This is a genomic window from Kitasatospora sp. NPDC058190, assembly GCF_042883685.1.
GTDB lineage: Bacteria > Actinomycetota > Actinomycetes > Streptomycetales > Streptomycetaceae > Kitasatospora.
The window spans coordinates 33,629-54,948 of the sequence record NZ_JBHVVI010000004.1 but is presented as its reverse complement, the minus strand read 5'-3'; the positions used below and the strand labels follow the sequence as shown (position 1 = coordinate 54,948).

Here is a 21,320-nt window from a genome sequence, read left to right as displayed (position 1 = left end):
CGTCAGCGGGGCGGCCGGCCTCCGGCCGCCATGCCGGCCAGCAGCCGCTCGATCGCCGCCAGCCGTTCCCGCAGCTCCTCGACGTCGCCCTTGGTGGCGCTCTGTTCGGCCGCCCGGAGGGTGACCAGCAGCTGCCCGTCCGGCTCCAGCCGGGCGCGGGCCACGTCGCTGACGTTGTCGCCGTTCTGGAGCCGGACGGCGTGTTCGAGCTCGGACGGGCGCAGCGCCAGGCGGTGCAGCGCGCCGGGGACGAGCTTGCCGTCGCGGACGACCGTGGTGGGTTCGCCCTCCAGGACGCGGGCGGCGCGCGGGTCGCGGGCGAGCCAACGGGTGACGGCGGAGTTGACGGCGACCAGGGTGACCGCGCCGATGGCGCCGCCGAGGAAGCTGTTGTCGTTGCCGATGATCGCGTTCTGCACCACGTTGGAGAGCAGGAACACGACCACCATGTCGAAGGTGTTCAGCCCCGCCAGCCCGCGCTTCCCGGCGAACCGGAACAGGATCAGGATCAGTACGTAGACGGCGATCGTGCGGAGGATCTTCTCCACGATCGGAATCTGGACGACCACCAAGTCATGCCACACGGCCCCGCTCCTCCCACCGCGACTGTCCGGAACGGGGCCGACGCTACGCCACGCGCCCGCGCCGGGCGCCGCTGCGGCCTTACGAGCGCCGCTTCGGCTTGCCGCGCCGGGCCGCCGCCGCACCGCCCCGGGCCCCGGGCTTCTGGCCGCCCGCCTTCTGCCCGCCGGCCCGCTGCTGCCCGCCCGCCTTCTGCTGCTGCGGCTTCCGCGGCGCCACCGCCTTCTTCGGCTGAGCGGCCGGGGCGGCCGAGGCCTGCCCGGCGCCCCGCCCGCGCGAGCTGTTGACCGTCCGCCCCCGGACGATCCCGATGAACTCCTCCACCAGGTCCGTCGTCCGCTCCTGCGGCCAGGACAGCGCGACCTGCGACTGCGGCGCCTCCACCACCGGCCGGTAGGTGAGGTCCCGCCGGTGGTGCAGCCGGGCCAGCGACTGCGGCACCAGCAGCACGCCGACGTTGGCCGCCACCAGCTCGATGGCGTCCGCCGTGGTCGCCGGGCGCTCGATGGCCGGGCGGCCGGGCAGGGCGTCGGCGGCCCAGCCGAGGGTGTCGTCGAGCGGGTGGAAGACCACGTCCTCGGCGAGGTCGTCGAGGGTGACCTCCTCGGCGGCGGCGAGCCAGTGGTCCTTGGGGAAGACCACGACGGTGGTCTCGGTGTACAGCGGGATCGCGCTGAGCACGTCCTTGTCGACCGGCAGACGGATCAGCCCGGCGTCCGCCGAGCCCTCCCGCACGGTCCGCTCACCCTCCTCGGAGGGGACCGCGACGAGGTCGAGCGGGACGTCCGGGAGCCGCTCGACCCAGACCCGGGCCCATTTGCCGGGGGTCACGCCCGGGACGTACGCGAGCCGGAAGGACGGGTTCACCTGCATGTCTGTCACAGGGCAAGGCTACCGACCGTGACCGGAAGCGCCCGCGCACTCCCTTACCCTTGTCCTCATGACATCGCTCAAGCAGAAGACCAGCCAGACCATGAAGCCGGAGACGGCGGCCAAGAAGCTGGGGATCTACCTCGCCGCGGCGCCGACCGACTTCCAGGAGGGCGTGGTCTCCCGCGAGGAGCTGAACGCGCTGCAGGCCCAGCCGCCGCAGTGGCTCCAGGAGCTGCGCAAGAACGGCCCGCACCCGCGCCCGGTGATCGCCGCCAAGCTCGGCATCTCGATCTCCGGCCTGGCCCGCGGCGGCGTGACCGAGGCGCTCACCACCGAGCAGATCGAGGCGGTCAAGGCCGAGAACCCGCTCTGGCTCCAGCACGAGCGCGCCAACCAGGTGGACGTCCGCAAGGAGAACGCCCGGATCAAGGCGAAGCACGAGAAGGAGGCCGCCGAGGCCGCCGCGAAGGCCGCCAAGGAGTCCCAGGCCCGCTGATCCGCTGACGCGCGCCCCGGCGCCGTTTGTCAGACCCCCGCGCTTGGATGGTGCCGGCGTTCGTCCACGGACGAGCGTCGGCACGGCCATGAGTTCATCCACTCGGGAGGGCAGGCAGATGGCGGCGACACTGGACGGTCGGATCGCCCTGGTCGCGGGAGCGACGCGGGGCGCCGGGCGGGGCATCGCGGTGGAGCTCGGCGCGGCGGGCGCGACGGTGTACGTGACCGGGCGCACCACCCGGGAGCAGCGCTCGGAGTACGACCGGCCCGAGACGATCGAGGACACCGCCGAGCTGGTCACCGCGGCGGGCGGCCGGGGCATCGCGGTTCCGACGGACCACCTGGTCCCGGCCGAGGTGGCCGCCCTGGTGGAGCGGATCGAGGCCGAGCAGGGCCGGCTGGACGTCCTGGTGAACGACATCTGGGGCGGCGAGAAGCTGTTCGGCTGGAACACCCCGGTCTGGGAGCACAGCCTGGACGACGGCCTGCGGCTGCTGCGCCTGGCGGTGGAGACCCACGCGATCACCAGCCACCACGCCCTGCCGCTGCTGCTGAAGAGCCCGGGCGGCCTGCTGGTGGAGATGACGGACGGCACGGAGGAGTACAACCGCGCCACCTACCGCAACTCCTTCTTCTACGACCTGGCCAAGGCCTCCGTCCTGCGGATGGCCTTCTCCCTGGGTCACGAGCTCGGCTCGCGCGGCGCCACCGCCGTGGCCCTGACCCCGGGGTGGATGCGCTCCGAGATCATGCTGGAGCACTTCGGCGTGACCGAGGAGAACTGGCGCGAGGCCGTGGCCCGGGAGCCGCACTTCGGCATCTCGGAGACCCCGTACTACGTCGGCCGGGCGGTCGCCGCGCTGGCCGCCGACCCGGAGGTCGCCCGCTGGAACGGCCGGTCCCTCTCCAGCGGACAGCTGGCCCGGGAGTACGGCTTCACCGACCGGGACGGCAGCCGCCCGGACTGCTGGCGCTACCTGGTCGAGGTGCAGGACGCGGGCCGGCCGGCCGCGCCGGAGTCCTACCGCTGAGTGTCCGTAACCCTGACTGAATCCTGAATTCCGCTTCGGCGGCGGCGCGTTCACCACGCGCGGACGGAACTCCTCTCCCTCCGCCGCGTATTGACCGCGCCGTCGCCGACTCCGAATAATCGCCCAATGACCGACCAGTCGAGCGCCCAGCCGAGCAGCCCGTCCCACCCGGCCGAACTCGCCGCCCTCGCGGAGGACTTCTCCGCGGCCGAGAACGCCCACGACCCCTTCGAGGCCACCCTCAGCGGCGTCGAGGGCTACGCCCACGAGGTGCCCGACCCGTCCCGGGCCGCCGCGCTGCACCACCGCGAGGTGCTCCAGGGCCTCGGCGCCCGACTGGCCGCGATCCCGCTGGACACGCTCACCGGCGAGGACCGGACCACCCACCGGCTGCTCGCCCGGCTGATCGACAACGGCATCGGCCGGATCACTCACGGGCTGGCCGACTTCAGCGTCTCGGCGACCATCGCCGCGCCGCACAACACGGTCTTCACCACCCTGGCCATGACCGCCGTCGACCAGGAGGGCGCCGACGCCTACCTGGAGCGGCTGGCCGGCCTGCCCGGCTACTTCGACGCCGCCCTGCAGCTCGCCGTGGACGCCGCCGCCGAGGGCCGCCACCCGCTGCGCAGCGGGGTGGACGCCGCCGTCGCCCAGCTGGACGCCTACCTGGCCGCCGACCCGACCGCGGACCAGCTGCTGCGCCCGCTCCAGGGCCGCCGGGAGTACGAGCGGGCCCGGGTGATCGCGCGCGACGACGTGCGTCCGGCGGTGGCCCGCTACCGGGCCGGACTGGCCCAGCGCCTCGCCCCCGACGCCCGCCCGGACGACCGGGCCGGCGTCTGCCACGTGCCCGGCGGCGCCGAGGGCTACGCCGACGCCGTCTCCCGCTACACCCGGCCCGGGCTGGCCCCGGAGGAGGTGCACCGGATCGGCCTGGAGGCCGTGGCGGCGCTGCGCGAGGAGTTCGCCGAGCTGGGTGCCAAGGTGCTCGGCGTCCACGGCACCGACGCCGTGCTGACCGCGCTGCGCGAGGACCGGTCGCTGCGCTTCGGCAGCGCGGCCGAGATCACGGCCCTGGTGGACGACGCCCTGGAGCGCGCCCGCCGTGCCTCCGCCGACTGGTTCCGCCCGTACCCGATCGCCGACTGTGTGACCAAGGAGATCGACCCGATCGAGGCGGAGACGGCACCGCTGGCCTACTACCAGCCGCCGGGCCCGAACGGGCTGCCCGGCACCCACTGGATCAACACCCTGCACCCGGAGAGCCGGTTCAGTTACGAGTACGAGGCCATCGCCTTCCACGAGAGCGTGCCCGGTCACCACCTGCAGATCGCGGTCGCCCAGACCCTGCACCACCTGCCGCGGTTCCGGCAGCGGCCGAGCGGCCAGCTGACCGCCCACGTCGAGGGCTGGGGCCTGTACACCGAGCGGCTGGCGGACGAGATGGGCCTCTACAGCTCGGACCTGTCCCGCTTCGGCATGCTCTCGATGGACGCGCTGCGCGCGGTGCGGCTGGTGGTGGACACCGGGATGCACCACTACGGCTGGTCCCGGCAGCGGGCGATGGACTTCATGCGGGACAACACCGCCACCCAGGAGGCCAACGTCCGCAACGAGATCGACCGCTACCTCGCCTGGCCGGGCCAGGCCACCGCGTACCTGATCGGCCGTCGGGAGATCGTCCGGCACCGCGAGCGGGCCCGGGCCGCGCTCGGCGGGCGCTTCGACATCCGCGAGTTCCACCACCAGCTGATCGGGCACGGCAGCCTGCCGCTCGGGGTGTTGGAGGACCTGATCACCGAGTGGATCGCCGCGCACTAGCCGTGGACTGGCCACGCACCAGCCGCGGACTGGCCACGCACCAGCCGCGCACTGGCCGCGCACTGGCCGCGACGGTGTCGCGTCAGGAATGCGGAAACGATTCCGCGCGCCCGCGACACTCCTCCCGCGCCCGGACGTGGCGTCACCCGTTCGGCCCCCTCCACACGGTAGTGTCCGCTGGCGCGGCCATCGGCACATCGCCGACCGGCCGCACGCGCACCCGCAACGACCTGGAGGAACTCCGTGCCGGCTCCCGCCCGAGGCGCCCTCGCCATAGCCGCGGCCGTCCTGCTCGCAGCAGCCGCAGGCTGCTCGTCCAGCGGCGGCCACACCGCCAAGGACACCGGTCACGGCAAGGCGAGCGCCCACAGCTCCGCCCCGGCGGCCGGCGGCGACGCCGCCCAGCCCGCCCCGGCCGCGATCGTGACCGGGCCCGGCCCGAAGCCCTCGTACGACGTCCAGCCGCAGCCCGCGGCGGGCAGCTGCCACTTCCGCTACACCGCGGACAAGCAGCCGCTGCCCGACCCGAACTGCACCCCGGGCGCGATCAGCCCGGCGGTCAACCAGGGCAACATCAACGACACCATCTGCAAGCCGGGCGGCTACACCTCGACCATCCGCCCGCCGGCGAACATCACCGGCAAGGAGAAGGCCGAGAACGCCAAGTCCTACGGCTACACCGGCCCGATGGGCGACGCCGAGTACGACCACCTGATCAGCCTGCAGCTCGGCGGCGACCCCAACGACCCGCGCAACCTGTGGATCCAGCCGCCCTCCCCCGGCCACGTCCCGGGCAAGGGCCCGAACAACCCCAAGGACTCGGTGGAGACCCACCTGCACACCGCGATCTGCAAGGGGCAGGTCACCCTGGCCGCGGCCCAGAGCGCGATCGCCACCGACTGGACCACGGCCGAGGCCAAGGTCGGCCTCAAGCCCGCCGCCGCGCCCACCCCGGAGGCGGACGCGGACGGCGACTGACGGATCGTTTCCCCGGCGACGTTCGGGGCCGCAGCGCCTCTCAAGGCCACGGCGCCTCTCGGGGCCGCAGAGCCGCTCGGGGCCACAGCTCCGCTCGGGGCTACAGCGACTCCACCAGCCCGGCGATGGTGTCGAACGGCCGGTACTCCGCGAACTCCGCGCCCAGCGCGCGCGCCCGCTCGCGGAACCGGCCCTCGCCGAGCAGCCGGTCCACCGCCCGGCCGACCGCCTCCGGTGCCGGGCGGCCGGTCCGCAGGTCGAGCCCCACGCCCGCCCACTCCACCCGGGCCGCCACCTCCGGCTTGTCCTCGCTCGCCCCGGCCACCACCAGCGGCACCCCGTACCGCAGCGCCGTCTGCACCCCGCCGTAGCCGGCGTTGCTCACCAGCACGTCGGTGTGCGGCAGCAACCGGTCGAACGGGACGTACCCGGCGGCGCGGACATTGCCCGGCAGGCTGCCGCCGAGCAGCTCGGCCAGCCGCTGCGGCCCGTCCGGGCGGCCGGTGGCGGCCACCACCAGCAGGTCGTCCCGGTCCGCCAGGGCGCGGACGGTCGGGGCGACCAGCTCGCCGAGGTCGGTGTTGGCCAGCGTGCCCTGGGTGACCACCACGACCGACCGCTCGCCGGTCACCTCGTCCCACCATCCGGGCAGCGGCTGCTCGTTGCCGACGATGCCCGGCAGCGCGCCGATCAGCCGGTACGAGGCCGGCGCGTCGCTGCGCGGGTACTCGAAGCCCGGCACGGTCAGCTGCAGGAACTCGTCCGGCACCGTCACCTGCGCCTGTCCGCGCGGGCCCTGCGGCAACCGGGCGCCCACCCCCGCGAACACCTTCTCCGCGTAGCGCTGCAGCGGCTCGCCGCGCCGGTCCGTCTCCTCCTGCAAGGCCCGGTTGCGGGCCCGGCCCTCCTCCCCCGGCAGCGGCGGCAGCGCCAGCCCGAACGGCGCGGTGTCCACGCTCGGCAGCATCGACGGGGTGAGGCCGATGCCGATCACCGCCGGACGCTCCGCCCTCGGCCGGCTCAGCGCCAGAGGCAGCGCGCCCTGGAAGAAGGCGTCCGCGATCACGGCCCGGGCCGGGAACTCCTCCAGCAGCGCGAGCAGCGCCCGGTACTGGTGCGGGATCGGGTCGAGGAACACGTTCTGGACGTCGAAGGCGATCCGCTCCAAGCCGGGCGGCAGGCTCGCCCGGCCCGGGAAGGACGCGTCCAGGTCCCGGTCGTCGAAGTCGGCCTCGGTGGGCAGCGCGACGAACCGCGCGCCCGCCCGCTCGGCCGCCCCGGCGAACCGCGCGCCGCCGAGGAACACCACCTCGTGCCCGCGGGCGGCGAGGTCGGCGGAGATCGCCAGCAGCGGGCTGACGTGCCCGTGGGCGGGGATGGCGGTGGTGATGATCCTGGACAGCGGAAACTCCTGTGGTCGGGCCCGGCGCGTTCTGCTCGTTCTGCGACTCACCGTAGGCAGGGCCGGTAGACGACCGATGAACAGCTCATCTGCCCAGTACCGCACCGCCGTTCAGACCGATCACCTGCCCGGTGAGGTAGCCGGCCGCCGGGGAGGCGATGTAGGCGACCGCCTCGGCCACGTCCTCGGGGGTGCCGGCCCGGCCGACCAGGGTGTCGGCGATCTTCCGGGCGTGGAACTCCTCGTCCCGGTCGGCTCCGAAGATCTCGGTGTCCTCGACGTAGCCGGGCGCCAGCACGTTCACCGTGATCCCGTCCGACCCCAACTGCCGCGCCAGGCCGAAGGCCCAGCCGTGCAGGGCGGCCTTCGCGGCGGCGTACGAACCGGCCGAGTGCGGGCCCGCACCGCCGCGTTGGGCGGCCGCCGAGCTGATCACCACCAGCCGGCCGCCGGGGCGGCGCAGCGCGCCCTGGAGGGCGGTGGTCAGCAGCACGGCGGTGAGCAGGTTGGTGTCCAGGTCCCGCCGCCAGGACGCGGCCAGGGCGGCCAGGCTGTCGTCCTCGGGCGGGGTGATGATCGCGCCCGCGTTGTTCACCAGCACGTCCACCGGCCCGAGTCCGGCGATCCGGGCGGCCACCGCCCCGACCGCGGCCGGGTCGGTCAGGTCGCCCGCCAGCGGCACGACCGTGCCCGCTCCGGCGCCCCGCTCGATCTCCTCCCGGGCCTGCTCCAGCACGGCCGCCCGGCGGCCGAGGATCACCACCCGGTTCCCGTCCCCGGCCAGCCGGGCGGCGATCGCCCGCCCGATCCCGGTCCCGCCGCCGGACACCACCGCGAGTCGCTCCTGGGCCACCGGTCAGGCCTCGCCGTCGTAGTAGGCGCGCATCAGCTCCGTCGACCACGCGGGCTGACGGACCTCCCCGCGTGGGCCGAACTCGCCCATGTACGGCTTGATGTCGAGCACCGGCGTACCGGCCACCGCGTCCAAGCCGGTGACGTGCAGCTCCAGTCCGTCCACCCGGACCAGCGCGCAGCGGGAGACCCCGAGCCGGTTGGGACGGTTCTTGCCGCGCTGGGCGAAGATGCCGACCAGCGGCCAGTCGGTGTTGCCGCGCGGGTGGCGGGCGCCGGTCTCGACCTTCCCGGCCGGGACGCGGTCGAAGTGGTACACCACCTCCAGGTGCGAGAAGTCCGCCAGCCCGTACAGCGCCTCCTCCCCGAACTGCCCGCCGTCCAGCCGGATCACCGCCCCGACGCTCCCCCAGCCGCCGTCCCGGACGTCCTCCCGTCCGCCGACCACCCGCCCCACCGGACGCACCGTCACTTCGTCCACGCCGATTCCCCCTTCGAGCTGACGATCGTTCACCCGGTACCGTAACCGGGCTCACGCCCCGACGATCAAGGGGGTCACCGGCCCGCCGGCCGCCGCACCGGGTCCGGCGGTTCGGGCGCCCGCGGCACCCGGCCGGACCGAACCCACGGGGGCGCCGGGGGCCTCGTCCGCCGCCGCTCCGAGGACGGCCCCGGCCGCGCGGGCCGCGCGGTCGGTCAGGCCTGGCCCGGGGTGATCGGCAGGCCGCGCTTGTGCTCGGTGCGGCGGTAGTGGCCGAGGACGGTGTCGAACACCTCCTCGCTGACCGGCAGGCCCTCCAGGAAGTCGTCCAGGGCGTCGTACTCGACGCCGAGGGCCTCCTCGTCGGGGCGGCCGGGGGCGAGGTTCTCCAGGTCCGCGGTGGGGATCTTGCCGACCAGTTCGGCGGGCGCGCCCAGCACCGCGGCGATCGAGCGCACCTGGCGCTTGGTCAGCCCGGAGAGCGGCATGACGTCGGCCGCGCCGTCGCCGTACTTGGTGAAGAAGCCGACGGCGGCCTCGGCCGCGTGGTCGGTACCGACGACCAGGCCGCCGGAGGCGCCGGCGGCCGCGTACTGGACCACCATCCGCTGACGGGCCTTGACGTTGCCGCGCACGAAGTCCTCGTGGGCGTGGTCGGTGAAGGTCAGCCCGGCCGCCAGCAGCGCGTCCAGGGCGGCGTCGGTCGCGGGCTTGATGTCGACGGTCAGCACCTCGTCGGCACGGATGAAGTCGAGCGCGCGCTGGGCGTCCGCCTCGTCCGCCTGGACGCCGTAGGGCAGCCGCATCGCGGTGAAGCCGACCCGGTGCCCCTCGGCCCGCAGCCGCTCGACGGCGAGCTGGCAGAGCCGCCCGGTGGTGGTGGAGTCGACGCCGCCGCTGATGCCCAGCACCAGGGTGCGCGCACCCGAGGCCCGCAGCTGCTCGGCCAGGAAGGCCACCCGCCGCTCGGCCTCCTTCGCGGGGTCGGGGACGGGCGCCACTCCGAGGGCGAGGGCGATCTGCCGCTGGAGGTCCGCGGGCGGGGTCTCGGTCATGCCGACTCCTTGGGGAAGGTCACACGGTGGGTGCCCGTCATCGTCGTCACCAGCGAGTACAGCGAGGTGGTGGCGGTGATGAACAGGCGGTTGTTCTTCGGGCCGCCGAAGGTGATGTTGGAGACGGGCTCGGGGACGAGGATACGGCCGATGAGGGTGCCGTCGGGCGCGTAGCAGTGGACGCCGTCCTCGAAGGCGGCCGCCCAGAGCCGGCCGTCGAGGTCGAAGCGGATGTTGTCGAACCGGCGGCCGTCGCCGCTGACGAAGATCCGGTCGCCGCCGAGGGTGCCGTCCGCGCCGATGTCGAAGACCCGGATGTGCCCGGCCCGGCTGTCGTTGACGTAGAGCCGCCGTTCGTCGTGGGAGAGGACCAGTCCGTTCGGCCCCTCGAAGCCGTCGGCGGCGAGCCGGACCTCGCCGCTGCGCGGGTCGATCCGGTAGACGTTGCGGGCGCCGATCTCGGGCTCGGCGCGGTGGCCCTCGTAGTCGCTGGTGATGCCGAAGTCCGGGTCGGAGAACCAGATCGCGCCGTCGGAGCCGACGACGGCGTCGTTGGGCGAGTTGAGCCGCTTGCCCCGGTAGCGATCGGCGAGGACGGTGACCCTGCCGTCGTGTTCGGTGCGGGTGACCCGGCGGTTGCCCTGTTCGCAGCTGATCAGACGGCCCTCGCGGTCGAGGGTGTTGCCGTTGGGGTGGCCGGCCGGGGAGCGGAAGACGCCGACGGTGCCGGTGGCCTCGTCCCAGCGCAGCAGGCGGTCGTTGGGGATGTCGCTCCAGATCACCTGCCGCCAGGCCGGCAGGTAGAGCGGCCCCTCGGCCCAGCGGCAGTCGCCGTAGAGCTTCTCCAGCCGGGTGTCGCCGTTGGCGCACCGCCGGAACCGTTCGTCCAGAATCTCGTACAGTCCGAAGCTGATCTGACCAGACACAATCCACTCCCTGATGCCATCTGCCGAATGAGGTTCTGACACTCGGGAGTATGGCAGAACGGGATATGGTTCCACCGTGGTGATCGAAAACCTGGACGAGACCGACCGCGCCCTGCTCGCCCTGCTCCAGCAGGACGCCGGCCAGCCGTACGCGGCCCTCGGGCGGGCCGTGGGGCTCTCCGCCGCGGCCGCGCACGAGCGGGTGCGCAAGCTGCGCGAGCGCGGGGTGCTCCGCCGCACCACGGTGGAGGTGGACCCGCGGAGCCTGGGGCTCGGGGTGCTCTCCTTCGTGCTGGTGGACTCCTCCGCCTGGATGGGCGATTCGGCCGCCGCCTTCGCCGCCGTACCGGAGATCGAGGAGGCGCACATCATCGCGGGCAGCGCCTCGGTGCTGGTCAAGGTACGCACGGCCACCACCGAGCAGCTCCAGGACGTGCTGCGCCGCCTCTACGCGATCGAGGGCGTGAACGGCACCCAGGCCACGGTGGTGCTGGAGACCTTCTTCGAGCGCCCGCCCAAGCCTTAGACCTCGGCCTCGGCCTCGCTCGCGGCCTCGGCCTCGCTCGCGGTCTCGGCCCCAGCCCCAGCCCCGGGCGCGGGGTGCCGAAGGATGTCCAGCACCACGCGGCCGTCCACGGTCTCCTGGGCGACCAGCAGCTCCGCCAACTCGTCCAGGTGGTGCCGGTGTGCGCGCAGCAGCTCGACGGCCCGGCGCTCGGCACCGCGCAGCAGCGCGGCCACCGCCTCGTCCACCGCGCGCTGGGTCTGCTCGGAGTACGGGCGGCGCAGCAGGTCCTCGGGGTGCTCGCCGAGGTACTGCGGGGAGCCGCTGGAGTAGCCGACCGGGCCGAGGTCCGGGGAGAGGCCGAACTCGCGAACCATCCGGGTGGCCACCGAGGTGGCATTGGCGAGGTCGTTGGCGGCACCTGTCGAGCCCTCGCCGAAGACCACCAACTCAGCGGCCCGCCCGCCGAGTTGGACGGTGAGCAGATCGTTCAGATAGCTCTCGCTGTACAGGTGCCGCTCGGCCTCGGGGAGTTGCTCGGTGGCGCCGAGCGCGACGCCCGCCGGGAGGATGGTCACCTTGGCGACCGGGTCGGCGTGCTCGCACAGCGCGGCCATCAGCGCGTGCCCGGACTCGTGCACGGCGACGGATTGCCGCTCCTCGGGCAGCAGCGCGTTGGAGGACTCCCGGCGCCCGAGCAGCACCCGGTCGCGGGCGTCGTCGAGGTCGGCCGCGGTGATGGTGGCGCGTTCGGCGCGGACCGCGTTGATCGCGGCCTCGTTGACCAGGTTGGCGAGGTCGGCGCCGGAGAAGCCGGGGGTGCCGCGGGCGATCCGGTCCAGGTCCGCGTCCGGGGCGAGGGTCTTCCCCAGGGTGTGCACGGCGAGGATGGCCGCCCGCTCGGCCTGGTTGGGCAGCGGCACGGTGACCTGCCGGTCGAACCGGCCGGGGCGCAGCAGGGCCGGGTCGAGGGCGTCCGGCCGGTTGGTGGCGGCGATGACGACGATCCCGGTGCTCTGATCGAAGCCGTCCATCTCGGACAGGAGCTGGTTGAGGGTCTGCTCGCGCTCGTCGTTGCCGCCGATCCGGGAGCCGCCCGCGCGGCGGCCGCCGACCGCGTCGATCTCGTCGATGAAGATGATGGACGGCGCGCGCTTGCGGGCCTCCTCGAACAGGTCGCGGACCCGGGAGGCGCCGACACCGACGAACATCTCCACGAAACCGGAGCCGGTCACCGAGAGGAACGGCACCGAGGCCTCCCCGGCGACCGCCCGGGCGAGCAGTGTCTTGCCGGTGCCCGGCGGGCCGACCATGATCACCCCGCGTGGCCCCTTGGCTCCGGCGGCGGCGTACCGCTCCGGGCTGCGCAGGAAGTCGACCACCTCGCTGACCTCCTGCTTCACCCCCTCGTACCCGGCCACATCGGCGAAGCCGGTGGCGGGCCGCTCGGCCTCGATGATCTTCGCCCGGGAGCGGCCGATCGCGCTCAGCCCGCCGCCGAGCGTTCGTGCGGCCATCCGGCCCGACCACAGGAACAGCCCGCCGAAGATCAGCAGCGGCAGGAACAGCAGCAGGGTGGACCAGAGCGAGCTGCCGTTGCCGGAGTGGCTGGCGGTGATGTTCACGTGCTGGTCGGAGAGCGCGTGGCTGAGTTGGGAGGTGTCCAGGGCGGTGGGGATCTGGCTGGTGAAGTGGGTGCCGTCCTTGAGCGTGCCGCTCACCCCGCCGGTGTCGCTGACGTCCACGGTCTGCACCTGGCCGGCGTCGACCCGGTTCAGGAAGTCGGTGTAGCCGTAGCGGGCGCCGGTCGGGGCGGACTTGGAGAACAGGGCGAGCAGGAGCAGGGTGGCGAGGACGGCGACGGGCAGCAGCCAGCGGCGCCACGAGGGCGCGGGGGGCTTGGGCGGGGTGCCACCGGGGCCGGGGCCCGGCCGCTGCCATGGACCCGGGCCCTTGCCGGGGCCGCCGGGGCCGGAGCCGGGTCCCGTGCCGGGCGGGGTCGCCGGGTGACGGGCAGCGCGCAGCCGCGTTCGTACGATCATCCACGCTCACCGCCTCTTGGCGCCGCTCCCCGGATTCCCTCTCAGGGGGCCTTCCTCTCCATGGTCGGACGCTCCGGGCCCGGACGGGAGGCCGAACAGGTACCGGCCGAACGCGAGCTGCCCGTCCGGCACGAACGGCCACTGCCGTACGGCCCGCGCCAGCTCGGGCAGGGTCAGCCAGCCTCGCCGGATCGCCTCGGCGCGGTCGACCACACCGAGCACCCGGTCCTGCTCGTCGACCCGCTCGACGGGCTCGCTCATCGCGCCACCGTCGCACGTACCGCGACCAGGGTCGCCGCGCCCGCGAGCACCGCGCACCCGGCCATCAGCCCCAACAGCCTGACCGCCGAGTCCACCGCACCCGGCAACCCGACCAGCGACCACAGCGCATCCCGCAACCCGCCGCTCACCGGCACCGCCGCCGCAGCGGCGAAGGCGGCGGCCCGCCCCGCACCGGGCCTGCGCGGCATCGCGGCGATCCGCAGGAGGGCGTCGCAGAGCAGGCAGAAGGCGAAGAACCCGCTGAAGAAGACGGTGAGTTCGGCCAGGGCCAGCTGCCAACCGGGCCAGCCTTCGCCGCCCGCCTGTCCGGTGACCACCAGCGCGCCGGCCAGCAGGCTCAGCCCGGCCGCGGCGGCCACGATGTGGCGACGCAGGAAGCGGGTGGCGACCCCGAGGTCGGCCAGTGGCGCGGCGAGCAGGACGAGATCGTCCAGCCAGTCGCCGCCCGGGCGCCGCCGCTCCTCGGGCGGCACCTCCCGCCCGGCGCGCCGCAGCAGGACCAGGCACCATCCGGCGCCCGCCGCCAGCGGCAGCAGCGCGGCGATCAGCCAGGCCGTCCGCGCGTCCCACAGCTCGCGCTCCGCCCGCAGGGCCGCCGCGGTCGCATCGGTGGCGACGGTCGCCGCGACCAGCGCGACACCGAGCCGGGCCGCCCGCAGCAGTTGGTCCACCCGGTAGCCGGGCTGCGGCCCGCCGCCCCGGCAGAGCGAGGCCCGTACGGCCGTCAGGGCGGTGAGCGCGGGGACCAGGAAGAGCGTGAAGGACACCACCGTGTCGTACGGATCCGCCTGCCAGGGGCTCGCCGCCCGCAGCGTCCTGGCCTGGGTGGTGACGTACGCGAAGCCGGTGAAACCGACGGCCAGTGCCAGGGCGCCCCACAGTGCGCGCCGTTGGGTCCGGCTCATCGCCGCCCACCACCGTCGCCCCCGCGCGCCAGCAGGTCCGGCAGCCAGGGCAACCCCGGCGCCACGTGCCGCGCGAGCTCGTGCTCCGCCGGGAGGATCCGGCCGAACGTGCCCATCACCCCGGTCGGCATCCGTACGGCCACCAGCGCGACCACGGCCAGTGCCGCCGCGACCGGCAGCCACCCCCATCCCCGCGGCGATCCCCATCTGCGCGTCAACTCCCCCACCTCCACGGCATGTTCGGTCGCCGGCGGCTGCGCCTCGACCATGCCGGAATAGTACACGCCGCGTAGTACTTGTCACGTAGTATCGTGACCCGGAGAGCCGCATCCGAGGGAGTGAGCGCCCATGCAGGCGTACGACGCACAGACGCTGGTGCTCTGCGCACTGGCCGAGGGACCGCTGCACGGCTACGCCGTCAACGCCGCCATCGAGCGGCTGGTCGGGCAGAAGCTCGGCCCCGGCAGCCTCTACGGGGCGCTGACCCGCCTGGAGGCCAAGCAGCTGATCGAACCCGCCGACGACGCCGGGTCGCAGCCGCGCCAGCGTCCGGTACGGCTGACCCCGCAGGGCCGGCGGCTGCTGGAGCAGGAGCTGCGGTCGATGGCGAAGGTGGCCGCCGCCGGGCTGGCCAGCCTCGAGGTGGACCCCGCGTGAGCGGCGGGCATCCGCGGCGGCCCGTCGACCTGTCCCGGCTCTACCCCGCGCCGATGCGCGAACGCTGGGGCGAGGAACTGGCGGAGGAGGTGCGGTCGGCCGACTGGCGCGCCTGGCCCGGGCTGCTGGCCGCGATCGCGGACCTGTGGCTGCACCCGGCGGTCTGGCCCGCCGACCACCGCACCCAACGACGCGACCGAACCGCCGTCCTGGCCCTCGCCGTCGCGCTGGCGACCGGGTTCGTCGGCGCCCTGGCCGCCGAACAGGGCGCCCGCCAGGCCGCCGCACCCGGCGGAGCCTGGGCAGCGCCGCTCGGTCAGGCGCTGCTGCTGGTCGGGCTGGCGCTGGTCACCCCGCTCCCCCACCGCGACCCCGCCGCGCTGCGCGCCCTGCTCGCCACCGCCGCCCGCCGCCTCACCGTCCCGGCCCTGGCGGGCGCGGGCCTGGTGGCGCTCGCGCACTCCGCGCTCGGCCCGGCCCTCGCGGCCAGTGACTACCGCTTCGCCGCCGTCGCCTCCTGGTGGACGGTGCTGGCCGTCGGTGCCCTGCAGACCTGCCGCACGGTGGCGGGCCCGGAGGGCCGGGCCGCGCTGGCCACGCCGTCCCCGTTCCGGCTGAGGCTGGGCCTCGGCGCCCTCGCCACCACCGGAGTGCTGGCCGGCTCCACCCTGCTGGCCACCTGGACGGCCGGCCACGCGACCACCGCGCTGACCGCCGGGATCCTGCTGGTCCTGCTCGCCTGGCCGCTCGCCGCGGCCCTCAGGGATCTGCGCCAGACCGGAAGCTGACCCTCCGTCCGCCGGCCGCGGCACCGGTGATCTACAGTCCTCCCATGAGCGACCCGGACCAGCTGCCGATACGAACGACCCCGGAGACCCAGGTGGAGCCCCGCGCCGGGGACGCCGACCGGGAGGCGGTGGCCGAGCGGCTGCGCATCGCGGCGGGCGAGGGCCGCATCGACCTCGGGGAGCTGACGGAGCGGCTCGACCGCGCCTACGCGGCCCGGACCTACCGCGAACTCGACGCCCTGGTGGCGGATCTGGGCGGCCACCCGTCCGCCGCCGGATCCGGGGCCGACGTGCTGGTCCTCAAGCCCACGTTGGGCAACATCCGGCAGAGCGGCCGCTGGACGGTGCCCTCGCGGATCGTCGCCGAGTGCCGGATGATGCACATCGAGATCGACTTCACCGAGGCCGTCTGCCCGCACCGCGAGGTCACCGTCGAGGCGGCGTGCGGTGCGGGCCGCATCCGACTGGTCGTCCCGGCCGGCTGGGGCGTGCGGGTGGACGGGTCGAGCACCAACACCGGCCACATCGTCAACAAGGCCACCGAGGTGGCGGAGCGGGGAGCCCCGACCGTGACCGTCGTCGGCCATCCCCGGTCGGGGCTGATCAAGATCAAGCAGCGCCGCCGCTGAAGGGACGCCGCCGAAGGGACGCCCCCTGCCGCGACCTCCCGCCGGTCAGGAGAAGTCCAGCGACCCCGTCCGAGTCCGCTTGAGCTCGAAGAACTTCGGGTACCCGGCCAGCAGCCGGACGCCGTCGAAGACCCGTACGGCGTCCTCCCCGCGCGGGATCGCGCTCAGCACCGGGCCGAAGAAGGCGACGCCGTCCACGTGGATGGTCGGGGTGCCGACCTCCTCGCCGACCGGGTCCATGCCCTCGTGGTGGCTCTTGCGCAGCGCGATGTCGTACGCGGTGCTGTCGGCCGCCTCGGCGAGCTCCTCGGGCAGGCCGGCCGCGACCAGGGCCTCGCGGATGAGGGTGTCGTCGGCGGCGCGGTCCTGGTCGTGCAGACGGGTGCCGAGCTCGGTGTAGAGGTCGCGCAGGACGTGCTCGCCGTGCTTCTCGGCGGCGGCGATGCAGACCCGGACGGGGCCCCAGCCCGTGGTCATCAGGCGCTGGTAGCGCTCGGGCAGGTCGGTGCGGCCCTCGTTGAGGACGGACAGGCTCATCACCCGGAAGCCGAGGTCCAGCTCGCGCTGCTTCTCGACCTCCAGGATCCACCGGGAGGTGATCCAGGCGAAGGGGCAGACGGGATCGAAGTAGAAGTCGACTTTGGTGGCGTTCTTGTTCGCGTCCTTGTTCACGTCGACGATCCTAGGGCCCGATTGGACCACTCCCCAGGGCCAATCGCCACCCATCACCATGGGCCACTTCTCAGCTGCAGGTGGTCCCGTCCGCCGGCACCGTGCCGTCCAGCAGGTAGGCGTCCACGGTCCGCGTCAGACAGGGATTGCCGGTGTTGTACCCGCCGTGGCCCTCGCCCTTCAGCGTCACCGTGACGCCGACGCCCGCTCCCAGCTGCCGCGCCATCGTGCGGGCGCCCTCGACCGGGGTGGCCGGGTCGCCGGTGGTGCCGACCACCAGGATCGGGGCGGCCCCCTCGGCCGCGACCTCCGGGTGGTCGGCCTTGCCGGGGACGGGCCAGCCGGTGCAGCCGGTCAGGCCCCAGGCGGTGAAGGGGCCGAACACCGGGGAGGCGGTGCGGAACTGCGGCAGCTGCTGCTCGACGTCCTGGTCGGAGTAGCGCTGTCGGGCGTCCACACAGGAGATCGCCCGGTTGGCCGCGTTCAGGTTGTTGTAGTGCCCCTGCGCGTCGCGCCCGAGCAGCGAGTCGGCCAGCAAGAGCAGCGTGTTGCCGGTGCCCCGCTGCATCGCCTCGGTGAGCCCGGAGGCCAGCGCGGGCCAGGTCTGCTGGCTGTACAGCGCGGACGCGATGCCGGTGATGGCCAGGCTCTCGGTGAGCTTGCGCCCGCTGTCGGTGGGCAGCGGCGACTGCGCGAGCTTCTGCAGCAGGCCGGTGATCTTCGCCGTGCCCTCGGCGCCGCCGCTGCCGGTCGGGCAGGCGACCGCGGCCTGGGTGGCGCAGGCCTTCATGAAGTCGTCGAGGGCGAGCTGGAAGCCCTGGGCCTGGCCGAGCGCGCTCTGCTGCGGGTCCTGGGTCGGGTCGACCACCGAGTCCAGGACGATCCGGCCGACCTCCTTCGGGAACAGGTGCGCGTAGACGCCGCCGAGCTGGGTGCCGTAGCTGATGCCGAAGTAGAAGATCTTCTGGTCGCCGAGCACCTGCCGCATCAGGTCGAGGTCGCGGGCCGCGCTCTCGGTGTCCACGTAGGGCAGCACCGGGCCGGAGTTGCGCTCGCAGGAGGCGGCGAACTGCGCGTTGGTGTCGTCCAGGGCCTTGACCCCCGCCGGGGTGTCGGGGGTGCTGTCGACGGCCACGTTGACGTCCATCGCCCGGTCGTCCAGGCACTTCACCCCGGCACTGTCGCCGACCCCGCGCGGGTCGAAACTGACCAGGTCGTAGCGGGTGTTGAGGGAGGCGTAGGCGCCGGACAGGGCGGGCAGGGTGGCCACGCCGGAGGCGCCGGGGCCACCGAAGTTGAAGAACAGCGAGCCGATCCGGTGCTGTTCGTCCTTGGCCTTGCTGCGGATCAGCGCGAGGTCGACGGTCCCGCCGTTCGGCTTGGCGTAGTCCAGCGGGGCCTTGAGGGTGGCGCACTGCCAGTCGTTCGCGGGCGCGCTGCCGCCGCCCTGGGCGGCGCTCGGGGCCGGGCAGGGGCGCCAGGCCAGCTGCTGGGCGGCCAGGCCGGTGGCGGTGGCGCCGGTGGCCGGGGCGATCGGCGCGGGCTCGGCGGCGGAGCTGCTCTCGCTCCGGCAGCCGGCGGCGGGGGCCAGCAGCAGTGCGGCCAGGCCGAGCGCGCCGGCGCCGCGGACGACGGTGTGCATGGAGCGGTCCACCTCTCGGGGTCTGCCGCGCGGCGCGGTCTCGGGCCCGCCGCGCACCGGCGCGCGGCGGGCGGCGTACGCCCCGGCGCGCGGCACCGTCGGCGCACCACAGACCCTAGGGGCCACGGCGCGGCAATGCTCGCCGGAAGCCCCGGACGGGGGGCGTGCGCCGTCCGGGCTGCCACCGGCCGACCGAGTGAGGGTTCAACCGGCCCACCGGGTGACAGCCCCACCACCGGCCCCCGCGCCGGGGGCCGCAGCCGCGGGCACGGAGGCGGGCACATCGAGCGGCGACACCGCTGTCCCGGCAGTGGACGCGGCGGGAGAAGCGGGTGGCGGCCCAGCTGCGCACGGCGGCCGTCGCCGCCCGAGGGCGGGCTACGCGGGTTACGCGCGTCAGGCGCGTCAGGCCGACGGCCGGAGGGCGGCCATGGCCTCGTCGATCCGTCCGAGCTTCAGCAGCAGCGACGCGAGCAGCAGGCGGTCCGCCGCAACGGCGGGAACCGCGACAGCCTCCTCCAGGCGGCCGGCGTCAGCGAGCAGCGACGCCAACTCCCCCGCCGCGTACGGGGCATCGAGATCGGCCCGCAGCTCCTCGATCGCCTGCTCCAGGCGGCCGCAGGCGGCGAGCAGTCGGGGCCGGAGCCGGACGTACTCCCACTCCGGCGCACCGAACCGGGCGAGCACACCGTCCAGGTACGCCAGCCCCTCCTCGGCGCGCCGCTGGTCGACGTACAGCTCGCACAGGGTGGAGACGATCCAGTCCTCATCGCCGCCCTTCGCCCACGGCAGGGCGCGCAGTACCTCGATCGCCTCGTCTCCGCGCCCGTGCCGGGCCAGGAGTCGGGCGAGCAGCGCGGCCTCGTGCGGCGACTCCGCCGCGCGCGCCCGGTAGACCTCGACCGCGCCCTCGATGTCGCCGCGCAGCTCCAGCAGTTCGGCCAGGGCGGTGGCGGCGTCCCCGAGGGACTCCTGCGCCGCGTAGGCCCGCAGCTCCTCGATGCGGTCGTGCCGCGCCAGCAGGTCGGCCAGCTGGTCACGGCCGTTGACGGAGGTGATCTCCCGGGTGCGCAGCAGGGCGATCGCCTCGTCCACCCGGCCCTGCCGCTCGCGGACGGCGGCCAGCAGGCCGACGGCGTTGTCGGGCTCGGGGAAGCCGAACTCCGCGTTCGGCCAGCGCTCGGCCGGCGCCTCGGTCCGGGCCGCGAGCAGCTCCGCGACCTCCTCGTCCCGGCCGAGCCCCTCGGTCACGTCGACCAGGGCCGCCGCGAACGCCGCCTCCTTGCTGTGCGGCCGGAGCAGCTCGAACGCCTCCTGCCCCCGCCCGTGCCGCGCGAGCAGCCGGGTGAGGTGCTCGAACGCCGCACCCTTGCCGACGCCCGCCTCGGAGAGCACCTGGACGAAGGCGATCGCCTCCTCCTCGTAGCCCCACCGTTCCAGCAACTCGGCGTGCGCGCGGGCCGCGTCCCAGGAGCCCGCCTCGATGTACGGGGCGAGCACGGCCAGGGCGTCGTCCTGCCGGTCCTCGGCGGCCAACTGTTCCACCCACGCCCGGGCGCAGTGCCAGTCGCCGGACGACGCCTCCTGTCGTACCCGGTCGAGATGGCCGTGCTCGATGAGCCGGGCGACCAGGTCGGAGGGTATCCAGTCCAGGTGCGTACCGCGGGCTCGACGGTCGAATTCAGCGGCATCCATGATCGCGAACCTTACCGTCCGAAGGCGACATCCTCGGCAACTTGGCCGGATCCGTGCGCGACCGACATCACAGCGGCACCCGCAGTCGCGCTCTCGCTCGCGGTGGCCGGCTTCACCGTGGCGCCCGCCCAGGCGCAGCCCGACGACACCGCCGCTCCGGCGGCGTCCGCCGTCGGAGCGGCGTTTCCCGTTCGCGGTGAGGACCCGCTCCGGAACCTCACCGCGGCCCCAGCCCCGGCGTGCCGCGCACCACGTAGGCCGGCAGCCGCAGCTCGCCCAGCACCGCCCGGGGCAGGCGCAGCCCGAACCGCCGCCCGACCACACCGAGGGCCCGGTGCCGGACGGCCCCGTCGCGCTCGCCCCCGGGAGCGCAGGGGGTGATGCCGTCGGCCTCCAGGACCCGCGCGGCGACCAGCTCGGGCAGCAGCAGATCGGGCTCCTTCCCCCAGCGCCAGCGCTCCTCGCCCAGGCCGAAGCCGCACAACACGGCGCCGTCCCGGGCGTAGTCGAGCAGGGCCGGCGGCTGCTCCGGCATCGGGCGGAAGTGCACCACCTCGGCGCCGTGTCGGGCTATCTCGGTGAGCAACTCGCCACCGGTCGAGTCGCCGTACTCGATCGCGAAGGACCAGCCGCCCGCCTCGCCGACCCGGATCACGCCGTCGCCGTCGCCACCGGGGCGGTAGCCCTCGATGTCCAGGTCCCAGATCTCCGTCCCGCTGATCGGCCCGGTCGCAGCCGCCGGGTCGGCCCCCATCCGGCGGGCGAGCTCCTCGGGCGGGATGCCCCGGGCGAACACCACCCCGTCGACCTCGGCGCCGGCGTCCGCCAGCCACTGGATGCCGTCCCGCCGGGTGCCGTTCGTCAGGGTGCCGTCCCGCCGGGTGCCGTCACCGCCCCACCCCTCGCCCCCGCCTGCACCGTCGCCCATGACGTCCCTCCCCTTCACGCCGGCCCGCGATGGACAGGCGCAGCCGGACGCACCCTAGCCGACACCACCGACA

23 protein-coding genes are annotated in these 21,320 nt (G+C 74.4%); 8 read left to right on the top strand and 15 right to left on the bottom strand.

The annotated features are described in order from the left end of the window. Positions 1-2: 2 nt before the first annotated feature. A complete protein-coding gene (locus ACFVWU_RS03030; RefSeq protein ID WP_387614701.1) occupies positions 3-584 on the bottom strand; it encodes a DUF421 domain-containing protein in 582 nt (193 codons plus the stop codon). A gap of 79 nt (positions 585-663) precedes the next feature. Continuing rightward, positions 664-1,464, bottom strand: coding sequence for a LysR family substrate-binding domain-containing protein (locus tag ACFVWU_RS03025; RefSeq protein WP_387614698.1), 801 nt, complete (start codon positions 1,462-1,464; stop codon positions 664-666). A 58-nt stretch (positions 1,465-1,522) separates the two neighbouring features. Between ACFVWU_RS03025 and ACFVWU_RS03020 the strand changes: the two genes are divergently transcribed. From ACFVWU_RS03020 to ACFVWU_RS03005, 4 genes are all read left to right on the top strand, one after another. Then, positions 1,523-1,951 carry a DUF5997 family protein gene (locus tag ACFVWU_RS03020; protein WP_387614695.1) on the top strand — a complete coding sequence of 143 codons (429 nt, stop codon included), beginning with the start codon at positions 1,523-1,525 and terminating at the stop codon, positions 1,949-1,951. 118 nt (positions 1,952-2,069) lie between these two features. Then, positions 2,070-2,984, top strand: a complete 915-nt coding sequence (locus ACFVWU_RS03015) for an SDR family oxidoreductase (RefSeq protein WP_387614692.1) — start codon at positions 2,070-2,072, stop codon at positions 2,982-2,984. A 126-nt stretch (positions 2,985-3,110) separates the two neighbouring features. Beyond that, a complete protein-coding gene (locus tag ACFVWU_RS03010; RefSeq protein WP_387614689.1) occupies positions 3,111-4,808 on the top strand; it encodes a DUF885 domain-containing protein in 1,698 nt (565 codons plus the stop codon). 243 nt (positions 4,809-5,051) lie between these two features. Continuing rightward, positions 5,052-5,786, top strand: coding sequence for a hypothetical protein (locus tag ACFVWU_RS03005; RefSeq protein WP_387614687.1), 735 nt, complete (start codon positions 5,052-5,054; stop codon positions 5,784-5,786). A 100-nt stretch (positions 5,787-5,886) separates the two neighbouring features. Here the strand turns inward: ACFVWU_RS03005 and ACFVWU_RS03000 are convergent, their stop codons facing one another. The 5 genes from ACFVWU_RS03000 to ACFVWU_RS02980 all read right to left on the bottom strand — a co-directional run bounded on the left by ACFVWU_RS03000 (position 5,887) and on the right by ACFVWU_RS02980 (position 10,502). After that, complete coding sequence (locus ACFVWU_RS03000; RefSeq protein WP_387614684.1) at positions 5,887-7,239, bottom strand: nucleotide disphospho-sugar-binding domain-containing protein; 1,353 nt, start codon at positions 7,237-7,239, stop codon at positions 5,887-5,889. 34 nt (positions 7,240-7,273) lie between these two features. Continuing rightward, positions 7,274-8,041: an SDR family NAD(P)-dependent oxidoreductase gene (locus ACFVWU_RS02995; RefSeq protein ID WP_387614681.1), complete on the bottom strand. Its 768-nt coding sequence runs from the start codon at positions 8,039-8,041 to the stop codon at positions 7,274-7,276. 3 nt (positions 8,042-8,044) lie between these two features. Next, positions 8,045-8,512 carry an SAM-dependent methyltransferase gene (locus ACFVWU_RS02990; protein WP_387614835.1) on the bottom strand — a complete coding sequence of 156 codons (468 nt, stop codon included), beginning with the start codon at positions 8,510-8,512 and terminating at the stop codon, positions 8,045-8,047. A gap of 224 nt (positions 8,513-8,736) precedes the next feature. Next, positions 8,737-9,576 (bottom strand): ammonia-dependent NAD(+) synthetase, encoded by an 840-nt coding sequence (gene nadE, locus ACFVWU_RS02985; protein WP_387614678.1) that lies wholly within the window; start codon positions 9,574-9,576, stop codon positions 8,737-8,739. After that, on the bottom strand, positions 9,573-10,502 hold the full coding sequence (locus ACFVWU_RS02980) for an SMP-30/gluconolactonase/LRE family protein (protein ID WP_387614675.1): 930 nt from the start codon (positions 10,500-10,502) through the stop codon (positions 9,573-9,575). Before ACFVWU_RS02980 ends, nadE begins: the two co-directional genes overlap by 4 nt. Positions 10,503-10,593: 91 nt before the next feature. Here ACFVWU_RS02980 and ACFVWU_RS02975 point away from each other — a divergent pair, with 91 nt between their 5' ends. After that, the gene (locus tag ACFVWU_RS02975) at positions 10,594-11,028 is read left to right on the top strand and encodes an Lrp/AsnC family transcriptional regulator (RefSeq protein WP_387614832.1); all 435 of its coding nucleotides are present in this window, start codon (positions 10,594-10,596) and stop codon (positions 11,026-11,028) included. On the opposite strand, the gene ftsH is transcribed toward ACFVWU_RS02975, so the two are convergent. Genes ftsH through ACFVWU_RS02955 form a run of 4 tightly spaced genes read right to left on the bottom strand, consistent with a single transcriptional unit; the run spans position 11,025 to position 14,505 of the window. After that, complete coding sequence (ftsH, locus tag ACFVWU_RS02970; protein ID WP_387614672.1) at positions 11,025-13,049, bottom strand: ATP-dependent zinc metalloprotease FtsH; 2,025 nt, start codon at positions 13,047-13,049, stop codon at positions 11,025-11,027. The two genes, ACFVWU_RS02975 and ftsH, sit on opposite strands and share 4 nt — an antisense overlap. A gap of 6 nt (positions 13,050-13,055) precedes the next feature. After that, positions 13,056-13,310 carry a hypothetical protein gene (locus ACFVWU_RS02965; protein WP_387614669.1) on the bottom strand — a complete coding sequence of 85 codons (255 nt, stop codon included), beginning with the start codon at positions 13,308-13,310 and terminating at the stop codon, positions 13,056-13,058. After that, on the bottom strand, positions 13,307-14,236 hold the full coding sequence (locus ACFVWU_RS02960) for a hypothetical protein (protein ID WP_387614666.1): 930 nt from the start codon (positions 14,234-14,236) through the stop codon (positions 13,307-13,309). Before ACFVWU_RS02960 ends, ACFVWU_RS02965 begins: the two co-directional genes overlap by 4 nt. After that, the gene (locus ACFVWU_RS02955) at positions 14,233-14,505 is read right to left on the bottom strand and encodes a hypothetical protein (protein WP_387614663.1); all 273 of its coding nucleotides are present in this window, start codon (positions 14,503-14,505) and stop codon (positions 14,233-14,235) included. Before ACFVWU_RS02955 ends, ACFVWU_RS02960 begins: the two co-directional genes overlap by 4 nt. A gap of 79 nt (positions 14,506-14,584) precedes the next feature. Between ACFVWU_RS02955 and ACFVWU_RS02950 the strand changes: the two genes are divergently transcribed. Genes ACFVWU_RS02950 through ACFVWU_RS02940 form a run of 3 tightly spaced genes read left to right on the top strand, consistent with a single transcriptional unit; the run spans position 14,585 to position 16,310 of the window. Further along, complete coding sequence (locus ACFVWU_RS02950; RefSeq protein ID WP_387614660.1) at positions 14,585-14,893, top strand: PadR family transcriptional regulator; 309 nt, start codon at positions 14,585-14,587, stop codon at positions 14,891-14,893. Continuing rightward, a complete protein-coding gene (locus tag ACFVWU_RS02945) occupies positions 14,890-15,681 on the top strand; it encodes a hypothetical protein (protein WP_387614657.1) in 792 nt (263 codons plus the stop codon). The genes ACFVWU_RS02950 and ACFVWU_RS02945 overlap by 4 nt, the downstream gene beginning before the upstream one ends. 44 nt (positions 15,682-15,725) lie before the next feature. Further along, on the top strand, positions 15,726-16,310 hold the full coding sequence (locus ACFVWU_RS02940; RefSeq protein WP_387614654.1) for a DUF1707 domain-containing protein: 585 nt from the start codon (positions 15,726-15,728) through the stop codon (positions 16,308-16,310). 45 nt (positions 16,311-16,355) lie between these two features. Here ACFVWU_RS02940 and ACFVWU_RS02935 read toward each other — a convergent pair whose 3' ends face one another. The 4 genes from ACFVWU_RS02935 to ACFVWU_RS02920 all read right to left on the bottom strand — a co-directional run bounded on the left by ACFVWU_RS02935 (position 16,356) and on the right by ACFVWU_RS02920 (position 21,247). Further along, positions 16,356-16,982, bottom strand: a complete 627-nt coding sequence (locus ACFVWU_RS02935) for a disulfide bond formation protein DsbA (RefSeq protein ID WP_387614651.1) — start codon at positions 16,980-16,982, stop codon at positions 16,356-16,358. A 70-nt stretch (positions 16,983-17,052) separates the two neighbouring features. Further along, the gene (locus ACFVWU_RS02930) at positions 17,053-18,624 is read right to left on the bottom strand and encodes an alpha/beta hydrolase (RefSeq protein WP_387614648.1); all 1,572 of its coding nucleotides are present in this window, start codon (positions 18,622-18,624) and stop codon (positions 17,053-17,055) included. A gap of 405 nt (positions 18,625-19,029) precedes the next feature. After that, positions 19,030-20,319 (bottom strand): hypothetical protein, encoded by a 1,290-nt coding sequence (locus ACFVWU_RS02925; protein WP_387614645.1) that lies wholly within the window; start codon positions 20,317-20,319, stop codon positions 19,030-19,032. 217 nt (positions 20,320-20,536) lie between these two features. Further along, positions 20,537-21,247 (bottom strand): DUF6461 domain-containing protein, encoded by a 711-nt coding sequence (locus ACFVWU_RS02920; protein ID WP_387614642.1) that lies wholly within the window; start codon positions 21,245-21,247, stop codon positions 20,537-20,539. Positions 21,248-21,320: the final 73 nt, after the last annotated feature.

Excerpts from the sequence above, each read along its gene's own strand:
- nadE (WP_387614678.1), bottom strand. The coding sequence starts at position 9,576 with ATGACCGAGACCCCGCCCGCGGACCTCCAGCGGCAGATCGCCCTCGCC.
- ftsH (WP_387614672.1), bottom strand. The coding sequence starts at position 13,049 with ATGATCGTACGAACGCGGCTGCGCGCTGCCCGTCACCCGGCGACCCCG.
- ACFVWU_RS02940 (WP_387614654.1), top strand. The coding sequence starts at position 15,726 with ATGAGCGACCCGGACCAGCTGCCGATACGAACGACCCCGGAGACCCAG.
- ACFVWU_RS02960 (WP_387614666.1), bottom strand. The coding sequence starts at position 14,236 with ATGAGCCGGACCCAACGGCGCGCACTGTGGGGCGCCCTGGCACTGGCC.
- ACFVWU_RS02925 (WP_387614645.1), bottom strand. The coding sequence starts at position 20,319 with ATGGATGCCGCTGAATTCGACCGTCGAGCCCGCGGTACGCACCTGGAC.
- ACFVWU_RS03020 (WP_387614695.1), top strand. The coding sequence starts at position 1,523 with ATGACATCGCTCAAGCAGAAGACCAGCCAGACCATGAAGCCGGAGACG.
- ACFVWU_RS02920 (WP_387614642.1), bottom strand. The coding sequence starts at position 21,247 with ATGGGCGACGGTGCAGGCGGGGGCGAGGGGTGGGGCGGTGACGGCACC.
- ACFVWU_RS02965 (WP_387614669.1), bottom strand. The coding sequence starts at position 13,310 with ATGAGCGAGCCCGTCGAGCGGGTCGACGAGCAGGACCGGGTGCTCGGT.
- ACFVWU_RS02930 (WP_387614648.1), bottom strand. The coding sequence starts at position 18,624 with ATGCACACCGTCGTCCGCGGCGCCGGCGCGCTCGGCCTGGCCGCACTG.
- ACFVWU_RS03010 (WP_387614689.1), top strand. The coding sequence starts at position 3,111 with ATGACCGACCAGTCGAGCGCCCAGCCGAGCAGCCCGTCCCACCCGGCC.
- ACFVWU_RS02950 (WP_387614660.1), top strand. The coding sequence starts at position 14,585 with ATGCAGGCGTACGACGCACAGACGCTGGTGCTCTGCGCACTGGCCGAG.
- ACFVWU_RS02955 (WP_387614663.1), bottom strand. The coding sequence starts at position 14,505 with ATGGTCGAGGCGCAGCCGCCGGCGACCGAACATGCCGTGGAGGTGGGG.
- ACFVWU_RS03015 (WP_387614692.1), top strand. The coding sequence starts at position 2,070 with ATGGCGGCGACACTGGACGGTCGGATCGCCCTGGTCGCGGGAGCGACG.